The sequence below is a fragment of the Streptomyces sp. CBMA152 genome (genome assembly GCF_014596475.1).
Taxonomy (GTDB): Bacteria; Actinomycetota; Actinomycetes; order Streptomycetales; family Streptomycetaceae; genus Streptomyces.
This window is the reverse complement of the sequence record NZ_MECJ01000010.1, coordinates 62,316-80,852: the sequence shown is the minus strand read 5'-3', so window position 1 is coordinate 80,852 and position 18,537 is coordinate 62,316. Positions and strand designations below refer to the sequence as shown.

Sequence of the window (18,537 nt, the reverse complement as noted above, 5' to 3'; positions counted from 1 at the left end):
CATAGTGTTTCGGTGGTCATAGCGTTAGGGAAACGCCCGGTTACATTCCGAACCCGGAAGCTAAGCCTTTCAGCGCCGATGGTACTGCAGGGGGGACCCTGTGGGAGAGTAGGACGCCGCCGAACAATTTTTAGCCTCAGTCCCCGGCCTTTATGGTCGGGGACTGAGGCATTTTTGCGTTCAGGACCCTTTTTGCCCGGCCGGTACCGCGATGGGCCGTGCACCCCTGTGCACTCACCCCTCCTCGCTGCCGGTAAGGTCATGAGGCATCGTTGGCACGTTCACAGGAGGCCCCCGGGTGGAGGTCCAGGAGACTCGCGTTCAGACGGACCGGGTGCTCACCATCCCCAACATCCTCAGCATGGCGCGTCTCGTCGGCGTACCCGTGTTCCTGTGGCTGATCCTCCGCCCCGAGTTCGGCGGGCCGAAGAGCGATGGCTGGGCATTGCTCGTCCTGGCATTCAGCGGCGTCAGCGACTACCTGGACGGGAAGCTCGCCCGGCGGTGGAACCAGATCAGCAGTCTTGGCCGACTGCTCGATCCGGCGGCCGACCGGCTGTACATCCTTTCCACGCTCGTAGGGCTCACCTGGCGGGAGATCCTGCCGGTTTGGTTGACTGCTGCCCTTTTGGCCCGGGAACTGATGCTTCTGGTGATGGTGGGAATCCTCCGCAGGCACGGCTATCCGCCCCCGCAGGTGAACTTCCTCGGTAAGGCCGCCACGTTCAACCTCATGTACGCCTTCCCGTTGCTTCTGCTGAGCGACGGAAGTGGGTGGCTCGCCGATCTGGCGGCGATTTTCGGATGGGCGTTCGCCGGATGGGGTACAACGCTGTATTGGTGGGCAGGAATCCTGTATGTGGTTCAGGTCCGCCGACTCGTCAAGGCGGACCCAGCGGCCGATTGAGCTCGTCGAAGCGGTTCCGTCGGAGTCGACGGAACCGCGCATGATGCCAGGGGTCCCACCCGGACGGGTGCAGTCGGCTAGACCGTCGTCTCGTCAAGGAGGACGCTTCCGACATGAAGGCCGTCGTGATGGCCGGTGGCGAAGGTACCCGCCTTCGCCCCATGACCTCTAGCATGCCCAAGCCGCTCCTGCCGGTGGCCAACCGGCCGATCATGGAGCATGTGCTGAGGCTGCTCAAGCGGCATGGGCTCAATGAGACCGTCGTAACCGTGCAGTTCCTCGCCTCGCTCGTCAAGAACTATTTCGGCGACGGTGAAGAGCTCGGGATGGAGCTCACCTATGCCAATGAGGAGAAGCCCCTCGGCACCGCCGGCAGCGTGAAGAACGCCGAGGAGGCCCTCAAGGACGATGCCTTTCTGGTGATCTCGGGCGACGCCCTCACCGACTTCGACCTGTCGGATCTCATCAGCTTCCACAAGGAGAAGGGCGCGCTGGTCACGGTGTGCCTGACCCGCGTACCCAACCCGCTGGAATTCGGCATCACCATCGTCGACGAAGAGGGAAAGGTCGAGCGGTTCCTGGAGAAGCCGACCTGGGGGCAGGTCTTCTCGGACACGGTGAACACCGGCATCTATGTGATGGAGCCCGAGGTATTCGACTACGTCGAAGCCGATGTGCCCGTCGACTGGTCCGGTGACGTCTTCCCTCAGCTGATGAAGGAGGGCAAGCCGATCTACGGCTATGTCGCCGAGGGCTACTGGGAGGACGTCGGCACGCACGAGAGCTACGTCAAGGCGCAGGCGGACGTGCTCGAAGGCAAGGTCGATGTCGACATCGACGGGTTCGAGATCTCTCCCGGTGTCTGGGTCGCCGAAGGCGCCGAGGTGCATCCCGACGCGGTGCTCCGGGGACCGCTCTACATCGGGGACTACGCGAAGGTCGAGGCCGACGTAGAGATCCGTGAGCACACGGTCATCGGGTCGAACGTCGTCGTGAAGACCGGGGCGTTCCTGCACAAGGCCGTCGTCCACGACAACGTCTACATCGGGCAGCACAGCAATCTGCGCGGCTGCGTGATCGGCAAGAACACCGACATCATGCGGGCGGCCCGGATCGAGGACGGCGCCGTCATCGGGGACGAGTGCCTGGTCGGTGAGGAATCCATTGTCCAGGGCAACGTTCGCGTCTATCCCTTCAAGACGATCGAGGCGGGCGCGTTCGTCAACACCTCGGTGATCTGGGAGTCGCGCGGCCAGGCCCATCTCTTCGGGGCGCGCGGTGTCTCCGGCATCCTCAATGTGGAGATCACCCCGGAGGTCGCCGTGCGGCTGGCCGGTGCGTACGCCACGACCCTGAAGAAGGGGGCGACCGTCACCACCGCGCGCGACCACTCGCGTGGCGCGCGGGCGCTCAAGCGCGCGGTGATCTCGGCGCTGCAGGCCAGTGCCATCGACGTACGCGACCTGGAGAACGTACCGCTGCCGGTGGCCAGACAGCAGACCGCGCGGGGCAGCGCCGGCGGGATCATGCTGCGGACCTCGCCCGGTGTGCCGGACTCCGTGGACATCATGTTCTTCGACGAGCGGGGCGCGGATCTCTCGCAGGCCGGTCAGCGCAAGCTGGACCGGGTGTACGCACGTCAGGAGTACCGGCGGGCGTTCCCGGGCGAGATCGGTGATCTGCAGTTCCCGTCCAGCGTCTTCGACTCGTACACCGGGTCCCTGCTGCGCAAGGTCGATACGACCGGGGTCACCGAGGCCGGGTTGAAAGTCGTCGTCGACGCCTCCAACGGCAGCGCGGGGCTTGTGCTGCCCAGTCTGCTCGGACGGCTCCAGGTGGATTCGCTGACCATCAACCCCGGGCTCGACGAGTCCCGGCCGACCGAGACGGCCGACGGCCGACGGGCCGGTCTGGTGCGCCTCGGCGAGATCGTGGCGTCGGCGCGGGCCGCGTTCGGCGTGCGGTTCGACCCGGTGGGGGAGAAGCTGTCGCTGGTCGACGAGCGCGGGCGGATCGTGGAGGACGACCGGGCGCTGCTGGTCATGCTGGATCTGGTGGCGGCCGAGCGGCGCAGCGGGCGGGTTGCGCTGCCGGTGACCACGACGCGTATCGCCGAGCAGGTCGCGGCGTACCACGGTACGCAGGTGGAGTGGACGACGACCTCGCCCGACGATCTGACCCGGGTCGGCCGCGAGGAGTCGACGATCTTCGGCGGCGACGGGCGCGGCGGGTTCATCATTCCCGAGTTCAGCAGCGTCTTCGACGGGGCCGCCGCGTTCGTACGTCTCATCGGGCTGGTCGCGCGCACTCAGCTGACGCTCAGTCAGATCGATTCGCGGATACCCCGGGCGCATGTGCTGCGGCGCGACCTGGCGACGCCGTGGGCGGTCAAGGGCATGGTCATGCGGCGGGTCGTGGAGGCGGCCGGGGACCGGTCCGTGGACACGACCGACGGCGTACGGGTCGTGGAGGCGGACGGCCGCTGGGTGATGGTGCTGCCCGACCCGGCCGAGGCGGTCACCCATCTGTGGGCCGAGGGCCCCGACGACGCCTCCGCGCAGGCACTGCTCGACGAGTGGTCGGCGATCGTCGACAGCGCAGGTCACTGAGGTCGTAGCCGGCGCCGGGCGGGGTCGTGGGACGCCGCCCGGCGCACCGGTGGGGCCATTCGGCGGCCGGGGCGCCGACGTGCGACGATGTGCGGCATGTCGCAGCAGCCCCCCGTTCGGAGCACCCCCGCTCCACCCCCTCGCCCCGACGCGTCGATGTCGCTGCTGACCAATGTGATGGACCATGCGCTGGACGAGGGGTACGCGGAGGCGACCGCCCGGCGCAAGGCCGAGGGCGACGAGGGCATGCCCCGGCCGCTGCGCGCCAAGCTCGGGCTCGCCGCGGGTCTGGTGCTCGCGGCCGTCGTGGTCACCATCGGTGCCGCGCAGGCGCGGATAACGGCACCCGTGGTCGCCAAGGAGCGCCAGGAGCTGATCGGCCGCGTGGAGGCCGAGACCAAGGCGGCGGACGACCTGCAGAGGCAGGTGGACACGCTGCGCGACCAGGTCGGCGAGCGGCAGCGCAAGGCGCTGGAGAAGCACGGCGGCGACCAGGCCGAACTGGTCGCGCTGCTCTCGGGCGCCACCGAGGTGCACGGCCCGGGCGTGAAGCTGGTCGTCGACGACGCCAAGAACACCGAGACGGGCGGTGGTGGCGGGCCGCGCGAGAACACCACCTTCGCGGACACCGGCCGGGTGCGCGACCGGGACATGCAGCGGATCGTCAACGGTCTGTGGCAGTCCGGCGCCGAGGCCGTCGCGATCAACGGGCAGCGGCTGACCGCCCTTTCGGCGATCCGGGCCGCGGGCGACGCCATACTGGTCGACAACCGGCCGCTGGTGCCGCCGTACACGGTGCTCGCCGTGGGTGACGGGAAGAAGCTCAGCACCGCCTTCCAGGACAGTGCCGACGGTCAGTATCTCCATGTGCTCCAGGAGAACTACGGCATCCGCTCCAGCATCTCGGACCAGGGCGAGGTGCGCCTGCCGGCCGCGCCGAGCCTGATCGTACGTACCGCACAGCCGCAGACCACGGGCGCCGGCCCAGGCGCGCCCGCCACAAGGAAAGGCACATCGTGATCGCCGTACTTGGCCTCGTCGTGGGAGTCGTGGTCGGACTTTTGGTCCGGCCCGAGGTGCCCGCGGTGGTCGAGCCGTATCTGCCCATCGCCGTCGTCGCCGCGCTCGACGCGGTCTTCGGCGGTCTGCGGGCCATGCTCGACGGCATCTTCGTCGACAAGGTCTTCGTGGTGTCCTTCCTGTCGAACGTCGTGGTGGCGGCGCTGATCGTGTTCCTGGGTGACAAGTTGGGCGTGGGCGCGCAGCTGTCGACCGGCGTGGTCGTCGTGCTCGGCATCCGCATCTTCTCCAACGCCGCGGCCATCCGCCGGCATGTCTTCCGGGCGTGAGGCCGATGAGCAGCGACGACACGCCCGAGCCCGACAGGGTTCCTGAGCCGGAACCGGCCGCGCCCAAGCCCGCCCCGGCCGAGCCCGTGCCCTCCGCGGCCGAGCCCGCCCCGGCCGCCGAAGGCGCGCCGCAGTTGACCGGCCGCCAGCGGCTGGCCGCCGGGCTGTGGCCGCCCCGGGTGACCCGGGCCCAACTGGTCGTCGCCCTGCTGCTGTTCGTGCTCGGTCTGGGCCTGGCCATCCAGGTCCGTTCCAACAGCGACAACAGCGCTCTGCGCGGTGCCCGCCAGGAGGACCTGGTGCGGATCCTGGACGAACTCGACTCCCGTACGAAACGCCTTGAGGACGAGAAGACTCGTCTGGAAGGTCAACGCACGGAGCTGGAGACAAGTTCCAACCAGGCGGCCGAGGCGCGCAAGCAGACCCAGGAGAAGGAGCGTCAGCTGGGCATCCTGGCCGGTACGGTCGCGGCGCAGGGTCCCGGTATCACGCTGACCATCAGCGATCCGAAGAAGGCGGTCGAGGCGGACAAACTGCTCGACACCATCCAGGAACTGCGGGCCGCGGGCGCGGAGGCGATCCAGATCAACGACGTACGAGTCGTCGCCAACACGTACTTCTCGGACGCCGACGGCGGCATCGAGGTGGACGGTGTGAAGGTGACCGCGCCGTACCGTTTCAAGGTGATCGGGAAGCCACAGGATCTCGAACCCGCGCTCAACATCCCTGGTGGTGTGGTGCAGACTCTGGAGAAGGAGCAGGCCACGGCCAGTGTGGTCCGTTCGGAGAAGATCGTTGTGGATGCCTTGCGACCGGCGAAGCGGCCTGACTACGCTCGGTCGACCTCGCGGTGACGCGTGGCCGCATGCGAGCTGTCGTACAAGGGCATGAGCTTGCGGGGGGTCGGCGCACCCAACTCGTGGTGCGTGGTGGAAACTGTTTGGCGGATACGGACGTTGTGAGGATGTCCGGGTCGGCCGGTGTGTTGAATGTGGGTTCGTCCTGCCCCACGGGCGGGTCTGTTTCGGTCAAGGGGAATCGCCCGTGAAGTTGTTTGCGAAGTTGTTCGGCAAGAGCGCACGCCGGGACGGCGGCGGCGCCGCCAGGCACCGTGCTCAGGGCTCTGGAGAGCCTGATGAGCAGGGCGGCGGGCGTCCGCTGTTCCGCGACGAGGTCGGCGCGCACGGTGGTGACATTCCGGGCGGTCCGGGCGCGTCTTCTGTTGACCCTGCCGGTCCCGGCCGCATAGGTTTCGGGGAACCATCAAGTACGGGTGGAGGGTTTGTTCCTGACCCGTATGCGACCAGCTCCCACGCGGTCCAGCCGGGTCAGGAGGATCCGTCCATGCCGGTGTGTACGAGGTGCGGGCACAGCAATGCCGCGGCGAGCCGATTCTGCTCCAACTGCGGCGCTCCGCTGCGGGCCGGTGCGGTTCCGGAGCGGGCCGCGGAGACCACGTCGACCATTTCGATCTCCGGACTTGAGGCGTACGACTCCGAGGTGACGGGCCAGACGGCGCTGCCGTCGCTGTCGCCGGAGGCGCAGGCCGCGGTGGACGCGCTGCCGATGGGCTCCGCCCTGCTGGTGGTGCGCCGCGGGCCGAACTCGGGCAGCCGCTTCCTGCTGGACGGCGAGCTGACCACGGCGGGCCGGCATCCGCAGAGCGACATCTTCCTCGACGACGTGACCGTGTCGCGGCGTCATGTGGAGTTCCGCCGGGGCTCGGACGGCCGTTTCACGGTCTCGGACGTCGGCAGCCTCAACGGCACCTATGTGAACCGGGAGCGGATCGACTCGATCACCCTGTCCAACGGCGACGAGGTGCAGATCGGCAAGTACCGGCTGGTGTTCTACGCGAGCCAGCGCGCGGTCTGACCCTCCCGCGGACTGCGTCCGGGGGAACTCCAGGGGGAAGACCCATCCAGGGAAGGCCCATGCTGCATACACCGACGGGCGGTGCCGGTCACGGCACCGCCACCGCGGGCGACCGGCTGATGAGCATCGGCACCGTCCTGAATCAGCTGCGCGACGAATTTCCCGAAGTCACCATCTCCAAGATCCGGTTTCTGGAGTCCGAAGGCCTCGTCGAGCCGCGGCGCACGCCGTCGGGGTATCGCAAGTTCAGCCCCGAGGACGTCGAGCGGCTCGCCCAGGTCCTGCGGATGCAGCGGGACCACTATCTTCCGCTGAAGGTCATCCGGGAGCATCTGGAGGCGCTGAGCCGGGGCGAGCAGCCCGCGCTGCCCGCTCCCGCCGGCTCGCGCGAGCTCCTGGACGGCGTGGTGGATCCCGACCCGGACCGCCCCACGGCGGCCCGGCTGGGCCGTGCGGAGCTGCTGGTGGCCGCCGAGATCACCGAGGAGGAGCTGGCCGACTGGGAGTCGTACGGGCTCATCTCGGCCGGTCCCGAGGGCGGCTACGACGCGGAGTCGGTGAATGTGGCCCGTCTGGTGGCGGATCTCGGCCGATTCGGTCTTGAACCGCGTCATCTTCGCGCCATGAAGGCCGCCGCCGACCGCGAGGCCGGACTGGTCGAACAGGTGGTCGCACCCTTGCGGCGGCACCGCAACCCGCAGACCAGGGCCCATGCGGAGGCGACCGTCAAGGAGCTGGCGGCGCTGTCCGTACGGCTGCACGCGGCCCTGGTCCAGACCGCTCTCGGGGTCCGGCTGCACTGACCTGGGGGGTGCCCGACTACCCAAACCTGCCGGGCACGTCCTAGGGTTGCTGTGTGAACGAGCTCGACGTCGTGGGTGTCCGGGTGGAAATGCCCTCCAACCAACCGATCGTGCTCCTGCGTGAAGTGGGAGGCGATCGGTACCTCCCCATCTGGATCGGTCCAGGGGAGGCGACCGCGATCGCCTTCGCCCAGCAGGGGATGGCTCCGGCGCGGCCGCTGACGCACGACCTTTTCAAGGACGTGCTGGAGGCCGTGGGCCAGGAGCTGACCGAGGTCCGCATCACGGACCTGCGCGAAGGTGTCTTCTACGCGGAGCTGGTCTTCGCCAGTGGCGTCGAGGTGAGCGCGCGTCCGTCCGACGCCATAGCGCTGGCCCTGCGCACCGGAACGCCGATCTACGGCAGTGACGGGGTGCTCGACGACGCGGGGATCGCCATCCCGGACGAGCAGGAGGACGAAGTGGAGAAGTTCCGCGAGTTCCTCGACCAGATCTCGCCCGAGGACTTCGGCACCAACAGCCAGTGAGCCGTACGCGGCCGGTGGGCTCCAGGAAGCCGATGTGCCGTACGCGCCGACGGCTTTACGCGCCGGGCGGCTCCGGCGCATTCGAGTAGCCTTTCCCCGAAGAGGGGTACGCGAAACCACTCTCAGGGTGATTATCACTCGGCGTGCCGAGTGTGGCGATCGTTGACGCACCCCGAGTGACTGCCTACCGTCGTGAGGGCAGTTCTAGGACGGAGGGTCGGCGTGAGAAGCAGCGGCGACAGTACGGCAGGGGAGGCTCCCGGACGCAGTCCGGGGGAGAGCGGGCCGTACCCTCCCCCGAGCTCTCGGCCGGGCCCGAGCAGCGGACACCCCATGGACGACAGTGCGGCCGACACCGGCACCGAGACCGTCGGATACCGGGGGCCGACCGCGTGCGCGGCGGCGGGGATCACCTACCGGCAGCTCGACTACTGGGCCCGCACCGGTCTGGTCGAGCCCAGCGTGCGTCCGGCGTACGGATCGGGCACCCAGCGGCTCTACAGCTTCAAGGACGTGGTCGTCCTCAAGATCGTCAAGCGCTTCCTCGACACCGGTGTCGCGCTCCAGAACATCCGCACCGCCGTGCAGCACCTGCGCGAGCGCGGCTTCCGTGATCTGGAGCGGATGACGCTGATGAGCGACGGGGCCACCGTGTACGAGTGCTCCTCGCCCGACGAGGTCGTGGATCTGCTCCAGGGCGGCCAGGGCGTCTTCGGCATCGCGGTCGGTGTGGTGTGGCGGGACGTCGAGGCAGCCCTGTCGCAGTTGCACGGCGAGCGCGTCGACACCGGCGAGACGCTGGTCGGGCACAACCCCGCCGACGAGCTGGCCCGGCGCCGTAACCGGGCGGTCTGACCAGGCACGGGACCGGGCGCGGAGGCACGCGCGGGGCCGTCGGAGGCCGATTGTCAGTGCCGTGAGGCAGCATCGGTGATGTGAGAGCCGCGCCGACCATTCTGCATCTGGACATGGATGCCTTCTTCGCCGCCGCAGAGCAGGCGTCGAAGCCCAGCCTGCGCGGAAAACCGGTGATCGTCGGCGGCCTCGGCCCGCGCGGTGTGGTGGCCACCGCGTCGTACGAGGCGCGGCGGTTCGGCGCGCGGTCGGCGATGCCGATGGCCCAGGCCCGACGGCTGTGTCCGAACGGTGCCTATCTGGTGCCGCGCTTCGGCTTCTACCGCTCGATCAGCGAGCAGGTGATGGCGCTTCTGGGCCGTCTGTCGCCGCTGGTGGAGCCGCTGAGCCTGGACGAGGCCTTCGTGGACCTGGAGGCCGGGGGAGTCGCGTGGGACGCGTCCTCGGCGCGGGAGGCCGGTGAGCGGCTGCGCGCGGACATCAGGGCGGTGACGGGCCTTACGGGATCGGTGGGGCTCGCGGGCTCCAAGATGCTGGCGAAGATCGCCTCGGAGGAGGCGAAGCCGGACGGTCTGGTGCTCATAGAACCGGGCACCGAGCGGGAGCGCCTGGCGCCGATGCCGGTCAGGACGCTGCCGGGCGTGGGGCCCGCCACGGGGGAGCATCTGCGCCGGGCCGGGATGACCACGGTCGCGGATCTGGCCGAGGCGGGCGAGGACGAGCTCGTACGGCTCCTGGGCAAGGCGCACGGGGCGTCGCTGCACCGGATGGCGCTCGGCCTCGACGACCGGCCGGTGGTGGCCGAGCGGGACACCAAATCGGTTTCGGTCGAGGACACCTTCGACGTGGATCTGCACGACCGGGTGCGGGTGATGAACGAAGTGGGCCGCCTCGCCGACCGTTGTGTGCAGCGCCTGCGGGCGTCGGGGCACTCCGGCCGCACGATCGTGCTCAAGGTCAGACGGTACGACTTCTCGACCCTGACCCGCTCCGAGACGCTCAGAGGCCCCACGGACGACCCGGCGGTGGTCCGTGAGGCAGCGGGCCGCCTGCTCGATTCCGTGGACACCACGGGCGGCGTGCGGCTTCTGGGAGTGGGTGTGAGCGGCCTCGCGGACTTCACACAGGAAGACCTGTTCGCGCAGGCCGCCGGTGAGCTGGCGGGGCAGGAGGAGCCCGCTGTGGCGGACGAGGCGGATGCGGCCGTCGCCGAGCAGGCCGAGCCCGAGGACCCGGCCGAGCGCCGCTGGGTCGCCGGGCACGATGTGCGGCACGCCGAGTTCGGGCCCGGGTGGGTGCAGGGGAGCGGGGTGGGGCGGGTGACCGTCCGGTTCGAGACACCCACGTCGACTGCGCCCGGGCGGGTACGGACGTTCATGGTGGACGACCCCGCGCTTGAGCCCTCCGAGCCGCTGCCGCTGGTGGCAGCGCCGGAGGGGTCGGAGGGGGAGGACGGGGTGGATCAGACGTCGTCGTCGCCGGCGAGCCTCCCGAAGTCGCGGTCGGGGCCTGCGGGCGGATCGGGGGCGGCGATGTCCAGACCGTAGTGGTGGTAGAGCTGCAGCTCCTGTTCGGGGGAGAGATGGCGGCCGACGCCGAAGTCGGGGGCCTCCTTGATCAGCGCGCGGTCGTAGGGGATGTGGAGGGCCTCGTCGACGAGGCTGCTGGGCTCCAGCGGGACGAACGCGTCCCGGCTGAAGAGGCCGGTGCGCACGGCTGCCCACTCGGGCACTCCGGTGGCGTCGTCGAGGTAGACCTCGTCCACGGTGCCGATCTTGGTGCCATTGCGGTCGAACGCCTTGCGGCCGATCAGGCTGCGGGGATCGATATCGGTCTGCACGGTCCCTCCAACTGGTCGCAACTGCTCGTTAACCCCTACGAAAGTGCACATCGCGGGCGTCGGCCACTCGAAGGATCAGGGCCGGGACGCGCTGGTACCCTGGCGATGGCTGCTGACCCCGTGCGGGAGAGTCCTTCGGATTGATCTCCGGAGGCGCCGAAGGAGCAAATCCTCCCCGGAATCTCTCAGGCACACGTACCGCGCGGACGAGGTCACTCTGGAAAGCAGGGCGGGGGACGTACGGGCACAGGCCTGCGCGCACCTCACCCTCACCGACGGTGAAAGTCGGGTCGCCCCCATGCGCCCCGGTGAAGCTCTCAGGTTGAGATGACAGAGGGGGAGGCCGTCCGGGCACCCGCGCCGTGGTGCCCCTCGCAGGTCGTGCTGACCAGGAGGCCTCCGTAATGACCGCCAACCGCATGCCGCTCACCGAGCTTGAGCGTGGCATCCCCTTCGAGCACCGTCACATCGGGCCCGACGCAGAGGCCCAGGCGAAGATGCTCGCGCAGGTCGGCTACGGCTCGCTCGACGAGCTGACCGCCGCCGCGGTGCCGGACGTGATCAAGAGCGCCGAGGCGCTGGGCCTGCCCGGCGCCCGCACCGAGGCCGAGGTCCTGGCCGAGCTGCGCACGCTGGCCGACCGCAACCAGGTCCTGGCCCCGATGATCGGCCTGGGCTACTACGGCACCTTCACGCCGCCGGTGATCCTGCGCAACGTCATGGAGAACCCGGCCTGGTACACCGCGTACACGCCGTACCAGCCGGAGATCTCGCAGGGCCGCCTGGAGGCGCTCCTCAACTTCCAGACCGTCGTCGCCGACCTCACCGGGCTGCCGACCTCCGGCGCCTCCCTGCTGGACGAGGGCACCGCCGCCGCCGAGGCGCTGGCGCTGTCCCGCCGGGTCGGCAAGGTCAAGGGCGGCGTCTTCGTCGTCGACGCGGACACGCTGCCGCAGACCGTCGCCGTCATACAGACGCGCGCCGAGCCGACCGGCGTCGAGGTCGTCGTCGCCGACCTGAGCCACGGCATCCCGGCCGAGATCGCCGAGCGTGGTGTCTTCGGTGTGCTGCTCCAGTACCCGGGCGCCTCCGGCGAGGTCCGCGACCTCAAGCCGGTCATCGACGAGGCCCATGAGCTGGGCGCGATCGTCACCGTCGCCGCCGACCTGCTGGCCCTGACCCTGCTGACCTCGCCCGGCGAGCTCGGCGCGGACATCGCGGTGGGCACCACCCAGCGCTTCGGCGTCCCGATGGGCTTCGGCGGCCCGCACGCCGGTTACATGGCGGTCCAGCAGAAGTTCGCCCGCAGCCTGCCCGGCCGCCTGGTCGGCGTCTCCGTCGACGCGGACGGCAACAAGGCGTACCGCCTGGCCCTGCAGACCCGCGAGCAGCACATCCGCCGCGAGAAGGCCACCAGCAACATCTGCACCGCGCAGGTCCTGCTCGCCGTCATGGCCGGGATGTACGCGGTCTACCACGGCCCCGACGGTCTGCGGCAGATCGCCCGGCGCACCCACCGCCACGCGGTGATCCTCGCCGAGGGGCTGCGCGCCGCCGGTGTCGAGGTCGTGCACGGCTCGTACTTCGACACGCTGACCGTGCGGGTGCCCGGCAAGGCCGCCGAGGCCGTCGCCGCCGCCCGTGACGGCGGGGTCAACCTGCACCTGGTCGACGCCGACACCGTCTCGATCGCCTGCGACGAGACCACCGATCGCGACCGCGTCGCCGCCGTCTGGGCCGCGTTCGGCGCCGAGGGCGACATCGAGGCGCTGGACGCCGCGGCCGCCGACACGCTGCCGGGCGCGCTGCTGCGCACCGACGAGTTCCTGACCCACCCGGTCTTCCACCAGCACCGCTCCGAGACCGCGATGCTGCGCTACCTGCGCAAGCTCGCCGACCGCGACTACGCGCTGGACCGCGGCATGATCCCGCTCGGCTCCTGCACCATGAAGCTGAACGCGACCACCGAGATGGAGCCGGTCACCTGGCCCGAGTTCGGGCAGATCCACCCGTTCGCGCCGGTCGAGCAGGCCGGTGGCTACCTCACGCTCATCCATGAGCTGGAGGAGCGCCTCGCCGAGGTCACCGGGTACGACGCGGTGTCCATCCAGCCCAACGCCGGTTCGCAGGGCGAGCTCGCGGGTCTGCTCGCGGTCCGCGCCTACCACCGCGCCAACGGCGACGAGCAGCGCACGGTCTGCCTCATCCCGTCCTCCGCGCACGGCACCAACGCCGCGAGCGCCGTGATGGCCGGTATGAAGGTCGTCGTGGTGAAGACCGCCGACGACGGCGAGGTCGACATCGCCGACCTGCGCGCCAAGATCGAGCAGTACCGCGACGAGCTCTCGGTGCTGATGATCACCTACCCGTCCACGCACGGTGTGTTCGAGGAGCACGTCGCCGACATCTGCGGCGAGGTGCACGACGCGGGCGGCCAGGTCTACGTCGACGGCGCCAACCTCAACGCGCTGGTGGGCCTCGCCAAGCCGGGCAAGTTCGGCGGCGACGTTTCGCACCTCAACCTGCACAAGACGTTCTGCATCCCGCACGGCGGCGGCGGCCCGGGCGTGGGCCCGGTCGGTGTGCGCGCGCACCTCGCGCCGTACCTGCCCAACCACCCGCTCCAGCCGACCGCCGGTCCCGAGACGGGTGTCGGCCCGATCTCGGCCGCCCCGTGGGGCTCGGCCGGCATCCTGCCGATCTCCTGGGCGTACGTCCGTCTGATGGGTGGCGAGGGCCTCAAGCGCGCGACGCAGGTCGCGGTGCTCGCGGCCAACTACATCGCCAAGCGCCTGGAGCCGCACTACCCGGTGCTCTACACCGGCCCCAACGGCCTGGTGGCGCACGAGTGCATCGTGGACCTGCGGCCGCTGTCGAAGTCGACCGGCGTCAGCGTCGACGACATCGCCAAGCGTCTGATCGACTACGGCTTCCACGCGCCGACGATGTCGTTCCCGGTGGCCGGCACGCTGATGATCGAGCCGACCGAGTCCGAGGACCTGATCGAACTCGACCGGTTCTGCGAGACGATGATCGCGATCCGTGCCGAGATCGAGAAGGTCGCCTCCGGCGAGTGGCCGGCCGACGACAACCCGCTGGCCAACGCCCCGCACACGGCGGCGGCCCTCGGCGGCGAGTGGAACCACGCGTACAGCCGCGAGGAGGCCGTCTTCCCGGCCGGTGTCTCGGCCGCAGACAAGTACTGGCCGCCGGTGCGCCGGATCGACGGCGCCTTCGGCGACCGCAACCTGGTCTGCTCCTGCCCGCCGCTGGACGAGTACGACAACTGACGTAGGGCCGTCCACGGCTGACATACGTCGGGGCCGGTTCGGGGGTGTTTCCCCGGGCCGGCCCCTTCTTTTTCTTTTGTTCTTTTGTCGCGCTGTGCGGGTGTTTCCCCGTGTCGCGCCGTTCGCCGGTACGAGCCAGGAGCCCGCGCCCGCGCTGCCGCACTAGGCGGCCTTCGCCACCTGCCCGGCGGTCAGTGCCCGGTGCGGGGCGATGATCCGCCCGTCCGGCAGCAGCTCACCGGTGTCCTCGAAGATCAGGACGCCGTTGCACAGCAGGCTCCAGCCCTGTTCCGGGTGGTGCGCCACGAGCTGCGCTGCCTCCCGGTCGGCGGAGTCGGCTGTCGGGCAGGCTGGCTGGTGCTGGCACATGGATGGGTTCTTTCGCTGCGTCGTAGAGTTGAGTGTCCTGCGGCTCGATGCGGTGTTCATGGCCGCCCCCCGTTGGTAAGTCGGTCGGTCCGCTCCCAGTGTTGCCCCACGGGCGTCAATCCGCAGGGATTTCGCGGCACCACTTCCTACTGCATATTGACGCATCACTCGTGCGGCCGGTTCAACTCAACTGCCCTGTCCCTTCGGGTGGTTCGGTGTGGCCGGGACGGGCTAGCCCGTACGGAGGACGCGCCGGGCGCACAATACAGCGCCCCGGGCCGCGTGGCGGGCTCCGGAGCGCTGCGGGTTTTCGGGTTGACGACTGAGGCAGGTCAGGCGGGCTGGCTCAGCAGGGGCGCCGGCGTGAGGCGCAGGGTCATGACCGGCAGCAGCTCGGAGACCCGGCGCGGCCGGTGGGCGCAGATGCCGGGCGGCGCGGGGGCGAGCGGCACCAGCAGATCGGCCGGGTCCGGGGCGCCGTCGGCGGGGTCGGAGCCGATGTCGCGGCGCAGCCACAGCGTGAGCATGTACAGCTCCGGCACGGAGAGCAGTCTGGGCTCGAAGTCCCGGGGAAGGGCCTCCGCCTGACGCAGCGCCTGCTGGGTGGAGGCGAGGTAGGGGCCCTCGAAGAAGTGCGAGAAGGCCCAGCCGTCCGGGGTGAGCACGGTGTCCGCCGCGGCGACCGCGCGGTCCGCGTCGCTGATGAGGAAGCGCCAGCCGGCCAGGCGGCTGCGCGGGGCGCGGGCGCTCGGGGTGATGCGGTCCAGGACGTGGACGGGGAGCGGGAGTTCGGGCGTCAGCGGTCCTTGCGCGGAGCGCAGGGCCGGGGTGCGGGCCGCGCGGACGGCGGTGGGAGAACCGAGTGCCGCGAGGACGCTGCGCAGGGCGGGCGCGGGAGCCGGGGGGACATGCAGCGGCATGGTGGGTCGCCTCTCACTTCGGAGACACGTTGGAGCGTGGGCGGTGCGGACGGCGCTGTCTGCGTGCGGGGTCAGAGGGGGGCCGGGGGGACAGTGGCCGGGGCGCCAACTCTCTGCCTCGTTTGCGGAGTTTATACGACACGTGTTCAGGGCGTGTTTCGGCTAGCAGTCGTCCGTATTACCGGCAAGTCGGTATCCGGACCCGCTGATGCGGCTTATCTCCCGAGTTCAGAACGGGATACGCCGCTGGCCTGGAAAAGTGCAACTGCGGCGGTAGGCCGAAACCCGTCGGTGTTTTTCACCATTGCCGAAGCCGTGGTAACCGCACATTGCCGTATGCCAAATGCATGTGCCCGAGGCCGGTTCGTACCAGCTTACCAACCGGCCCCCTGTCATGGGGCGTTATGGATCAGTCAGCCTGGGCATTATCGACCGTGACGCACGCGGCCGGCCGTGCCGGCTGCCCATTCGAGGAGGGACGCTTCGATGGGTGAGAAGGTCGTGGCGGGCGAGTTCGACCTGTCCGATCGGCACGCGTACCGGCAGAAGCTCCAGCAGTGCCTGGAGGGGCTGGGGCGGCTCCTGGCGGAACGGAGGTTCGACCGTCCGAGGAATCTGATGGGCCTGGAGATCGAACTGAATCTCGCGGGCCCGGACGGCATGCCCCGGATGATGAACGCCGAAGTTCTCGAACGGATAGCCAGCAAGGATTTCCAGACCGAACTCGGCATGTTCAATCTTGAAGTCAACATCGCCCCGCACCGGCTCGGCGGCCGGGTTTTCGATCAGCTCTCCGAGGAGCTGCGCACCGGCTTCGGGTACGCCGAGCGCAAAGCGGGCGAGGTCGGCGCCGGGATCGTGATGATCGGAATTCTCCCGACGATCACGCAGCGGGACCTGGTCTCCGCCAACCTTTCCAACGTGGACCGCTATGTGCTGCTCAATGATCAGATAGTGGCGGCCCGCGGCGAGGATTTCACCCTCGACATCGAGGGCGTCGAACGCCTCGTCTGCACCTCCACCTCGATCACTCCGGAAGCCGCCTGCACCTCTGTGCAACTGCACCTCCAGGTCACCCCGGCCCGGTTCGCGGCCGTGTGGAACGCGGCGCAGGCCGTCGCGGCCGTGCAGATCGCGGTGGGCGCCAACGCGCCGTTCCTGTTCGGCCGGGAGCTGTGGCGCGAGTCGCGGCCACCGCTGTTCGAGCAGGCCACCGACACCCGGCCGCCGGAACTGCGCGCCCAGGGGGTGCGTCCGAGGACCTGGTTCGGGGAGCGCTGGGTGAGCTCCGCGTACGAGCTCTTCGAGGAGAACCTGCGCTACTTCCCGCCGCTGCTGCCCATCTGCGACGAGGAGGAGCCGCTGCGGGTGCTGGCCGGTGGCGGGGTGCCCCGGCTCCAGGAACTCGTCCTGCACAACGGGACGATCTACCGCTGGAACCGTCCGGTGTACGGGATCGCGGACGGGGTGCCGCATCTGCGGGTGGAGAACCGGGTGCTGCCCGCCGGGCCCACCGTCACCGACGTCATCGCCAACGCGGCCTTCTACTACGGGCTGGTGCGCGCCCTCGCCGAGGACAGCAGGCCCGTGTGGACCCGGCTGCCGTTCGCGGTGGCCGCCGCCAACTTCGAGACGGCGTGCAGGCTCGGCATCGACGCGGAGCTGCTGTGGCCGGTGCCGCGCCGGGCCGGCGGCGTCGCGCGCGTACCGGCCGTCAAGCTCGTACGGGACGAGCTGCTGCCCCTCGCGTACGCCGGTCTCGACGCGTGGGGAGTCGAACCAGCTGACCGGGACCGCTACCTCGGCGTCATCGAGGAGCGCTGCCGGCGCCGGGTCAACGGGGCGTCCTGGCAGGTCGACACCTACCACCGCGCCCTCGAAGCGGGCCTCGGGCGCCAGGACGCGCTGGCCGCCACCACCCGCCGCTACACCGAGCTGATGCACCAGGGCGAGCCGGTCCACACCTGGCCGGTCGGCTGCCCGGGCCCGTGCCCGCCGGGCGTCACCCCCTCGCCGAGCCCCGACCCACCGTCATGATCGCCTCGAGGATCACCGACTGGATCTCGGCCGGGTCGCTGACCTGGTAACCCCGCGCCCCCGGTGGCCCGGGCGATCTCCATCACCGCGTCCTTGTCGGCGGCCGACGCCCGGACGGGCCCTGGTTCCCGCTGCGGCGTGGTCGTCGGGCAAGCTGTGACGTCCCATGGCGGTGGTGCCCTCCTCGCACCCTGAACAAGGGAAACGTGGATCCCGTAGAAGGAGCAAAGGGGGACCGCGCCACCGAAATGGCGCCCGCCCGGCCTGTCGCGCGCGATCTTCGTACTTTCTTTCGAGACCCTGGCGGGGCAGTGGTGGGCGTGGGACGGGTTCGGTCAACTGGAGGCAGGGGTGCAGGTGGAGGCGGGACGCGTGGCTGATTCTCTTCCCGGGGAAGGGGTTTCACCGCGGATCTTGCGGTCCGAGACGGTGCTGGTTCTGGCGCTCTCGCTCGGCGCGAGCGGTGTGTCGGCGCTGATCAGTTTTGTGGGGTCGGTGACCAAACCCGGCGGCCTGAAGGAGCAGGCGGCCAAACTCAACACCTCGTACGCGCCCGGGCGGCCCTGGCTGGATCTCGCCTGGCAGCTCTTCGGCATCGCGACCGCGCTGGTGCCCGTGGCGCTCGTCGCGCATCTGCTGCTGCGGGAGGGCACGGGCGGGCTGCGGGTCCTCGGGTTCGACCGCCGCCGGCCGTGGCCCGACCTCGGCAGGGGCGCGCTCGTCGCTGCCGGGATCGGCAGTGTGGGGCTCGGCTTCTATCTGGTGGCGCGGGCGGTCGGCGGCAATCTGACGGTCGTCCCGGAGTCGCTGCCGGATGTGTGGTGGAAGTACCCGGTGCTCGTCCTGTCGGCGGTGCAGAACGCCGTCCTGGAGGAGGTGATCGTCGTCGGGTATCTGCTGCGCCGACTCGGCCAGTTGGGGTGGAGCCCACTCGCCGCGTTGGCCGCGAGCTCGGTCCTTCGTGGCTCGTACCATCTCTACCAGGGCATCGGCGGCTTCCTCGGCAATATGGCGATGGGTGTGGTCTTCGTCCTGCTCTACCGCCGCTGGCAGCGGGTCGGACCGCTGGTGGTGGCCCATTCGCTGCTCGACATCGGGGCGTTCGTGGGGTACGCGCTGCTCGCGGGGAAGGTGAGCTGGCTGCCAACGCTGTGAG

16 protein-coding genes, 1 rRNA gene and 1 riboswitch are annotated in these 18,537 nt (G+C 69.7%); of the genes, 14 read left to right on the top strand and 3 right to left on the bottom strand.

Going from position 1 to position 18,537, the window contains the following annotated elements:
- Nucleotides 1–8: 8 nt before the first annotated feature.
- From rrf to BG418_RS09630, 11 genes are all read left to right on the top strand, one after another.
- Nucleotides 9–125 (top strand): 5S ribosomal RNA (rrf, locus tag BG418_RS09680).
- 173 nt (nt 126–298) lie between these two features.
- Entirely contained in the window at nt 299–907 is a 609-nt protein-coding gene (locus tag BG418_RS09675) for a CDP-alcohol phosphatidyltransferase family protein (protein WP_188273338.1), read from the top strand.
- Nucleotides 908–1,020: 113 nt separating this feature from the next.
- Complete coding sequence (locus BG418_RS09670) at nt 1,021–3,516, top strand: mannose-1-phosphate guanyltransferase (protein WP_188273337.1); 2,496 nt, start codon at nt 1,021–1,023, stop codon at nt 3,514–3,516.
- Between the two features lie 87 nt (nt 3,517–3,603).
- The gene (locus BG418_RS09665; protein WP_188273336.1) at nt 3,604–4,536 is read left to right on the top strand and encodes a DUF881 domain-containing protein; all 933 of its coding nucleotides are present in this window, start codon (nt 3,604–3,606) and stop codon (nt 4,534–4,536) included.
- Nucleotides 4,533–4,865, top strand: coding sequence for a small basic family protein (locus tag BG418_RS09660; protein WP_003970459.1), 333 nt, complete (start codon nt 4,533–4,535; stop codon nt 4,863–4,865). The genes BG418_RS09665 and BG418_RS09660 overlap by 4 nt, the downstream gene beginning before the upstream one ends.
- Nucleotides 4,866–4,870: 5 nt before the next feature.
- The gene (locus tag BG418_RS09655) at nt 4,871–5,719 is read left to right on the top strand and encodes a DUF881 domain-containing protein (RefSeq protein ID WP_188273335.1); all 849 of its coding nucleotides are present in this window, start codon (nt 4,871–4,873) and stop codon (nt 5,717–5,719) included.
- An 82-nt stretch (nt 5,720–5,801) separates the two neighbouring features.
- Nucleotides 5,802–6,740, top strand: coding sequence for an FHA domain-containing protein (locus BG418_RS09650; protein ID WP_188273344.1), 939 nt, complete (start codon nt 5,802–5,804; stop codon nt 6,738–6,740).
- Between the two features lie 59 nt (nt 6,741–6,799).
- The gene (locus BG418_RS09645; protein ID WP_188273334.1) at nt 6,800–7,543 is read left to right on the top strand and encodes a MerR family transcriptional regulator; all 744 of its coding nucleotides are present in this window, start codon (nt 6,800–6,802) and stop codon (nt 7,541–7,543) included.
- Between the two features lie 53 nt (nt 7,544–7,596).
- Nucleotides 7,597–8,070 (top strand): bifunctional nuclease family protein, encoded by a 474-nt coding sequence (locus BG418_RS09640; protein WP_006123076.1) that lies wholly within the window; start codon nt 7,597–7,599, stop codon nt 8,068–8,070.
- A gap of 222 nt (nt 8,071–8,292) precedes the next feature.
- A complete protein-coding gene (locus BG418_RS09635) occupies nt 8,293–8,925 on the top strand; it encodes a MerR family transcriptional regulator (RefSeq protein ID WP_188273333.1) in 633 nt (210 codons plus the stop codon).
- A gap of 80 nt (nt 8,926–9,005) precedes the next feature.
- Nucleotides 9,006–10,472, top strand: coding sequence for a DNA polymerase IV (locus tag BG418_RS09630; protein ID WP_188273332.1), 1,467 nt, complete (start codon nt 9,006–9,008; stop codon nt 10,470–10,472).
- Here BG418_RS09630 and BG418_RS09625 read toward each other — a convergent pair.
- The gene (locus BG418_RS09625; RefSeq protein ID WP_188273331.1) at nt 10,388–10,765 is read right to left on the bottom strand and encodes a PRC-barrel domain-containing protein; all 378 of its coding nucleotides are present in this window, start codon (nt 10,763–10,765) and stop codon (nt 10,388–10,390) included. The genes BG418_RS09630 and BG418_RS09625 overlap by 85 nt on opposite strands.
- A gap of 113 nt (nt 10,766–10,878) precedes the next feature.
- A riboswitch (glycine riboswitch) is annotated at nt 10,879–10,976 on the top strand.
- Between the two features lie 193 nt (nt 10,977–11,169).
- Here BG418_RS09625 and gcvP point away from each other — a divergent pair.
- Nucleotides 11,170–14,055, top strand: a complete 2,886-nt coding sequence (gene gcvP, locus BG418_RS09620) for an aminomethyl-transferring glycine dehydrogenase (RefSeq protein WP_188273330.1) — start codon at nt 11,170–11,172, stop codon at nt 14,053–14,055.
- Between the two features lie 162 nt (nt 14,056–14,217).
- On the opposite strand, the gene BG418_RS09615 is transcribed toward gcvP, so the two are convergent.
- Together BG418_RS09615 and BG418_RS09610 are read right to left on the bottom strand one after the other, a co-directional pair.
- Nucleotides 14,218–14,424, bottom strand: coding sequence for a DUF5999 family protein (locus BG418_RS09615; protein ID WP_067155431.1), 207 nt, complete (start codon nt 14,422–14,424; stop codon nt 14,218–14,220).
- Nucleotides 14,425–14,756: 332 nt separating this feature from the next.
- Nucleotides 14,757–15,344, bottom strand: coding sequence for a hypothetical protein (locus BG418_RS09610; protein WP_188273328.1), 588 nt, complete (start codon nt 15,342–15,344; stop codon nt 14,757–14,759).
- A 486-nt stretch (nt 15,345–15,830) separates the two neighbouring features.
- Between BG418_RS09610 and BG418_RS09605 the strand changes: the two genes are divergently transcribed.
- A complete protein-coding gene (locus BG418_RS09605) occupies nt 15,831–17,381 on the top strand; it encodes a glutamate--cysteine ligase (RefSeq protein ID WP_188273327.1) in 1,551 nt (516 codons plus the stop codon).
- A gap of 351 nt (nt 17,382–17,732) precedes the next feature.
- Nucleotides 17,733–18,536, top strand: coding sequence for a CPBP family intramembrane glutamic endopeptidase (locus tag BG418_RS09600; protein ID WP_188273326.1), 804 nt, complete (start codon nt 17,733–17,735; stop codon nt 18,534–18,536).
- The last annotated feature ends 1 nt before the right edge of the window (nt 18,537 follow it).

Coding starts and splice junctions, on each gene's coding strand:
- BG418_RS09670 (WP_188273337.1), top strand. CDS start 1,021: ATGAAGGCCGTCGTGATGGCCGGTGGCGAAGGTACCCGCCTTCGCCCC.
- BG418_RS09665 (WP_188273336.1), top strand. CDS start 3,604: ATGTGCGGCATGTCGCAGCAGCCCCCCGTTCGGAGCACCCCCGCTCCA.
- BG418_RS09655 (WP_188273335.1), top strand. CDS start 4,871: ATGAGCAGCGACGACACGCCCGAGCCCGACAGGGTTCCTGAGCCGGAA.
- BG418_RS09645 (WP_188273334.1), top strand. CDS start 6,800: ATGCTGCATACACCGACGGGCGGTGCCGGTCACGGCACCGCCACCGCG.
- gcvP (WP_188273330.1), top strand. CDS start 11,170: ATGACCGCCAACCGCATGCCGCTCACCGAGCTTGAGCGTGGCATCCCC.
- BG418_RS09615 (WP_067155431.1), bottom strand. CDS start 14,424: ATGTGCCAGCACCAGCCAGCCTGCCCGACAGCCGACTCCGCCGACCGG.
- BG418_RS09610 (WP_188273328.1), bottom strand. CDS start 15,344: ATGCCGCTGCATGTCCCCCCGGCTCCCGCGCCCGCCCTGCGCAGCGTC.
- BG418_RS09605 (WP_188273327.1), top strand. CDS start 15,831: ATGGGTGAGAAGGTCGTGGCGGGCGAGTTCGACCTGTCCGATCGGCAC.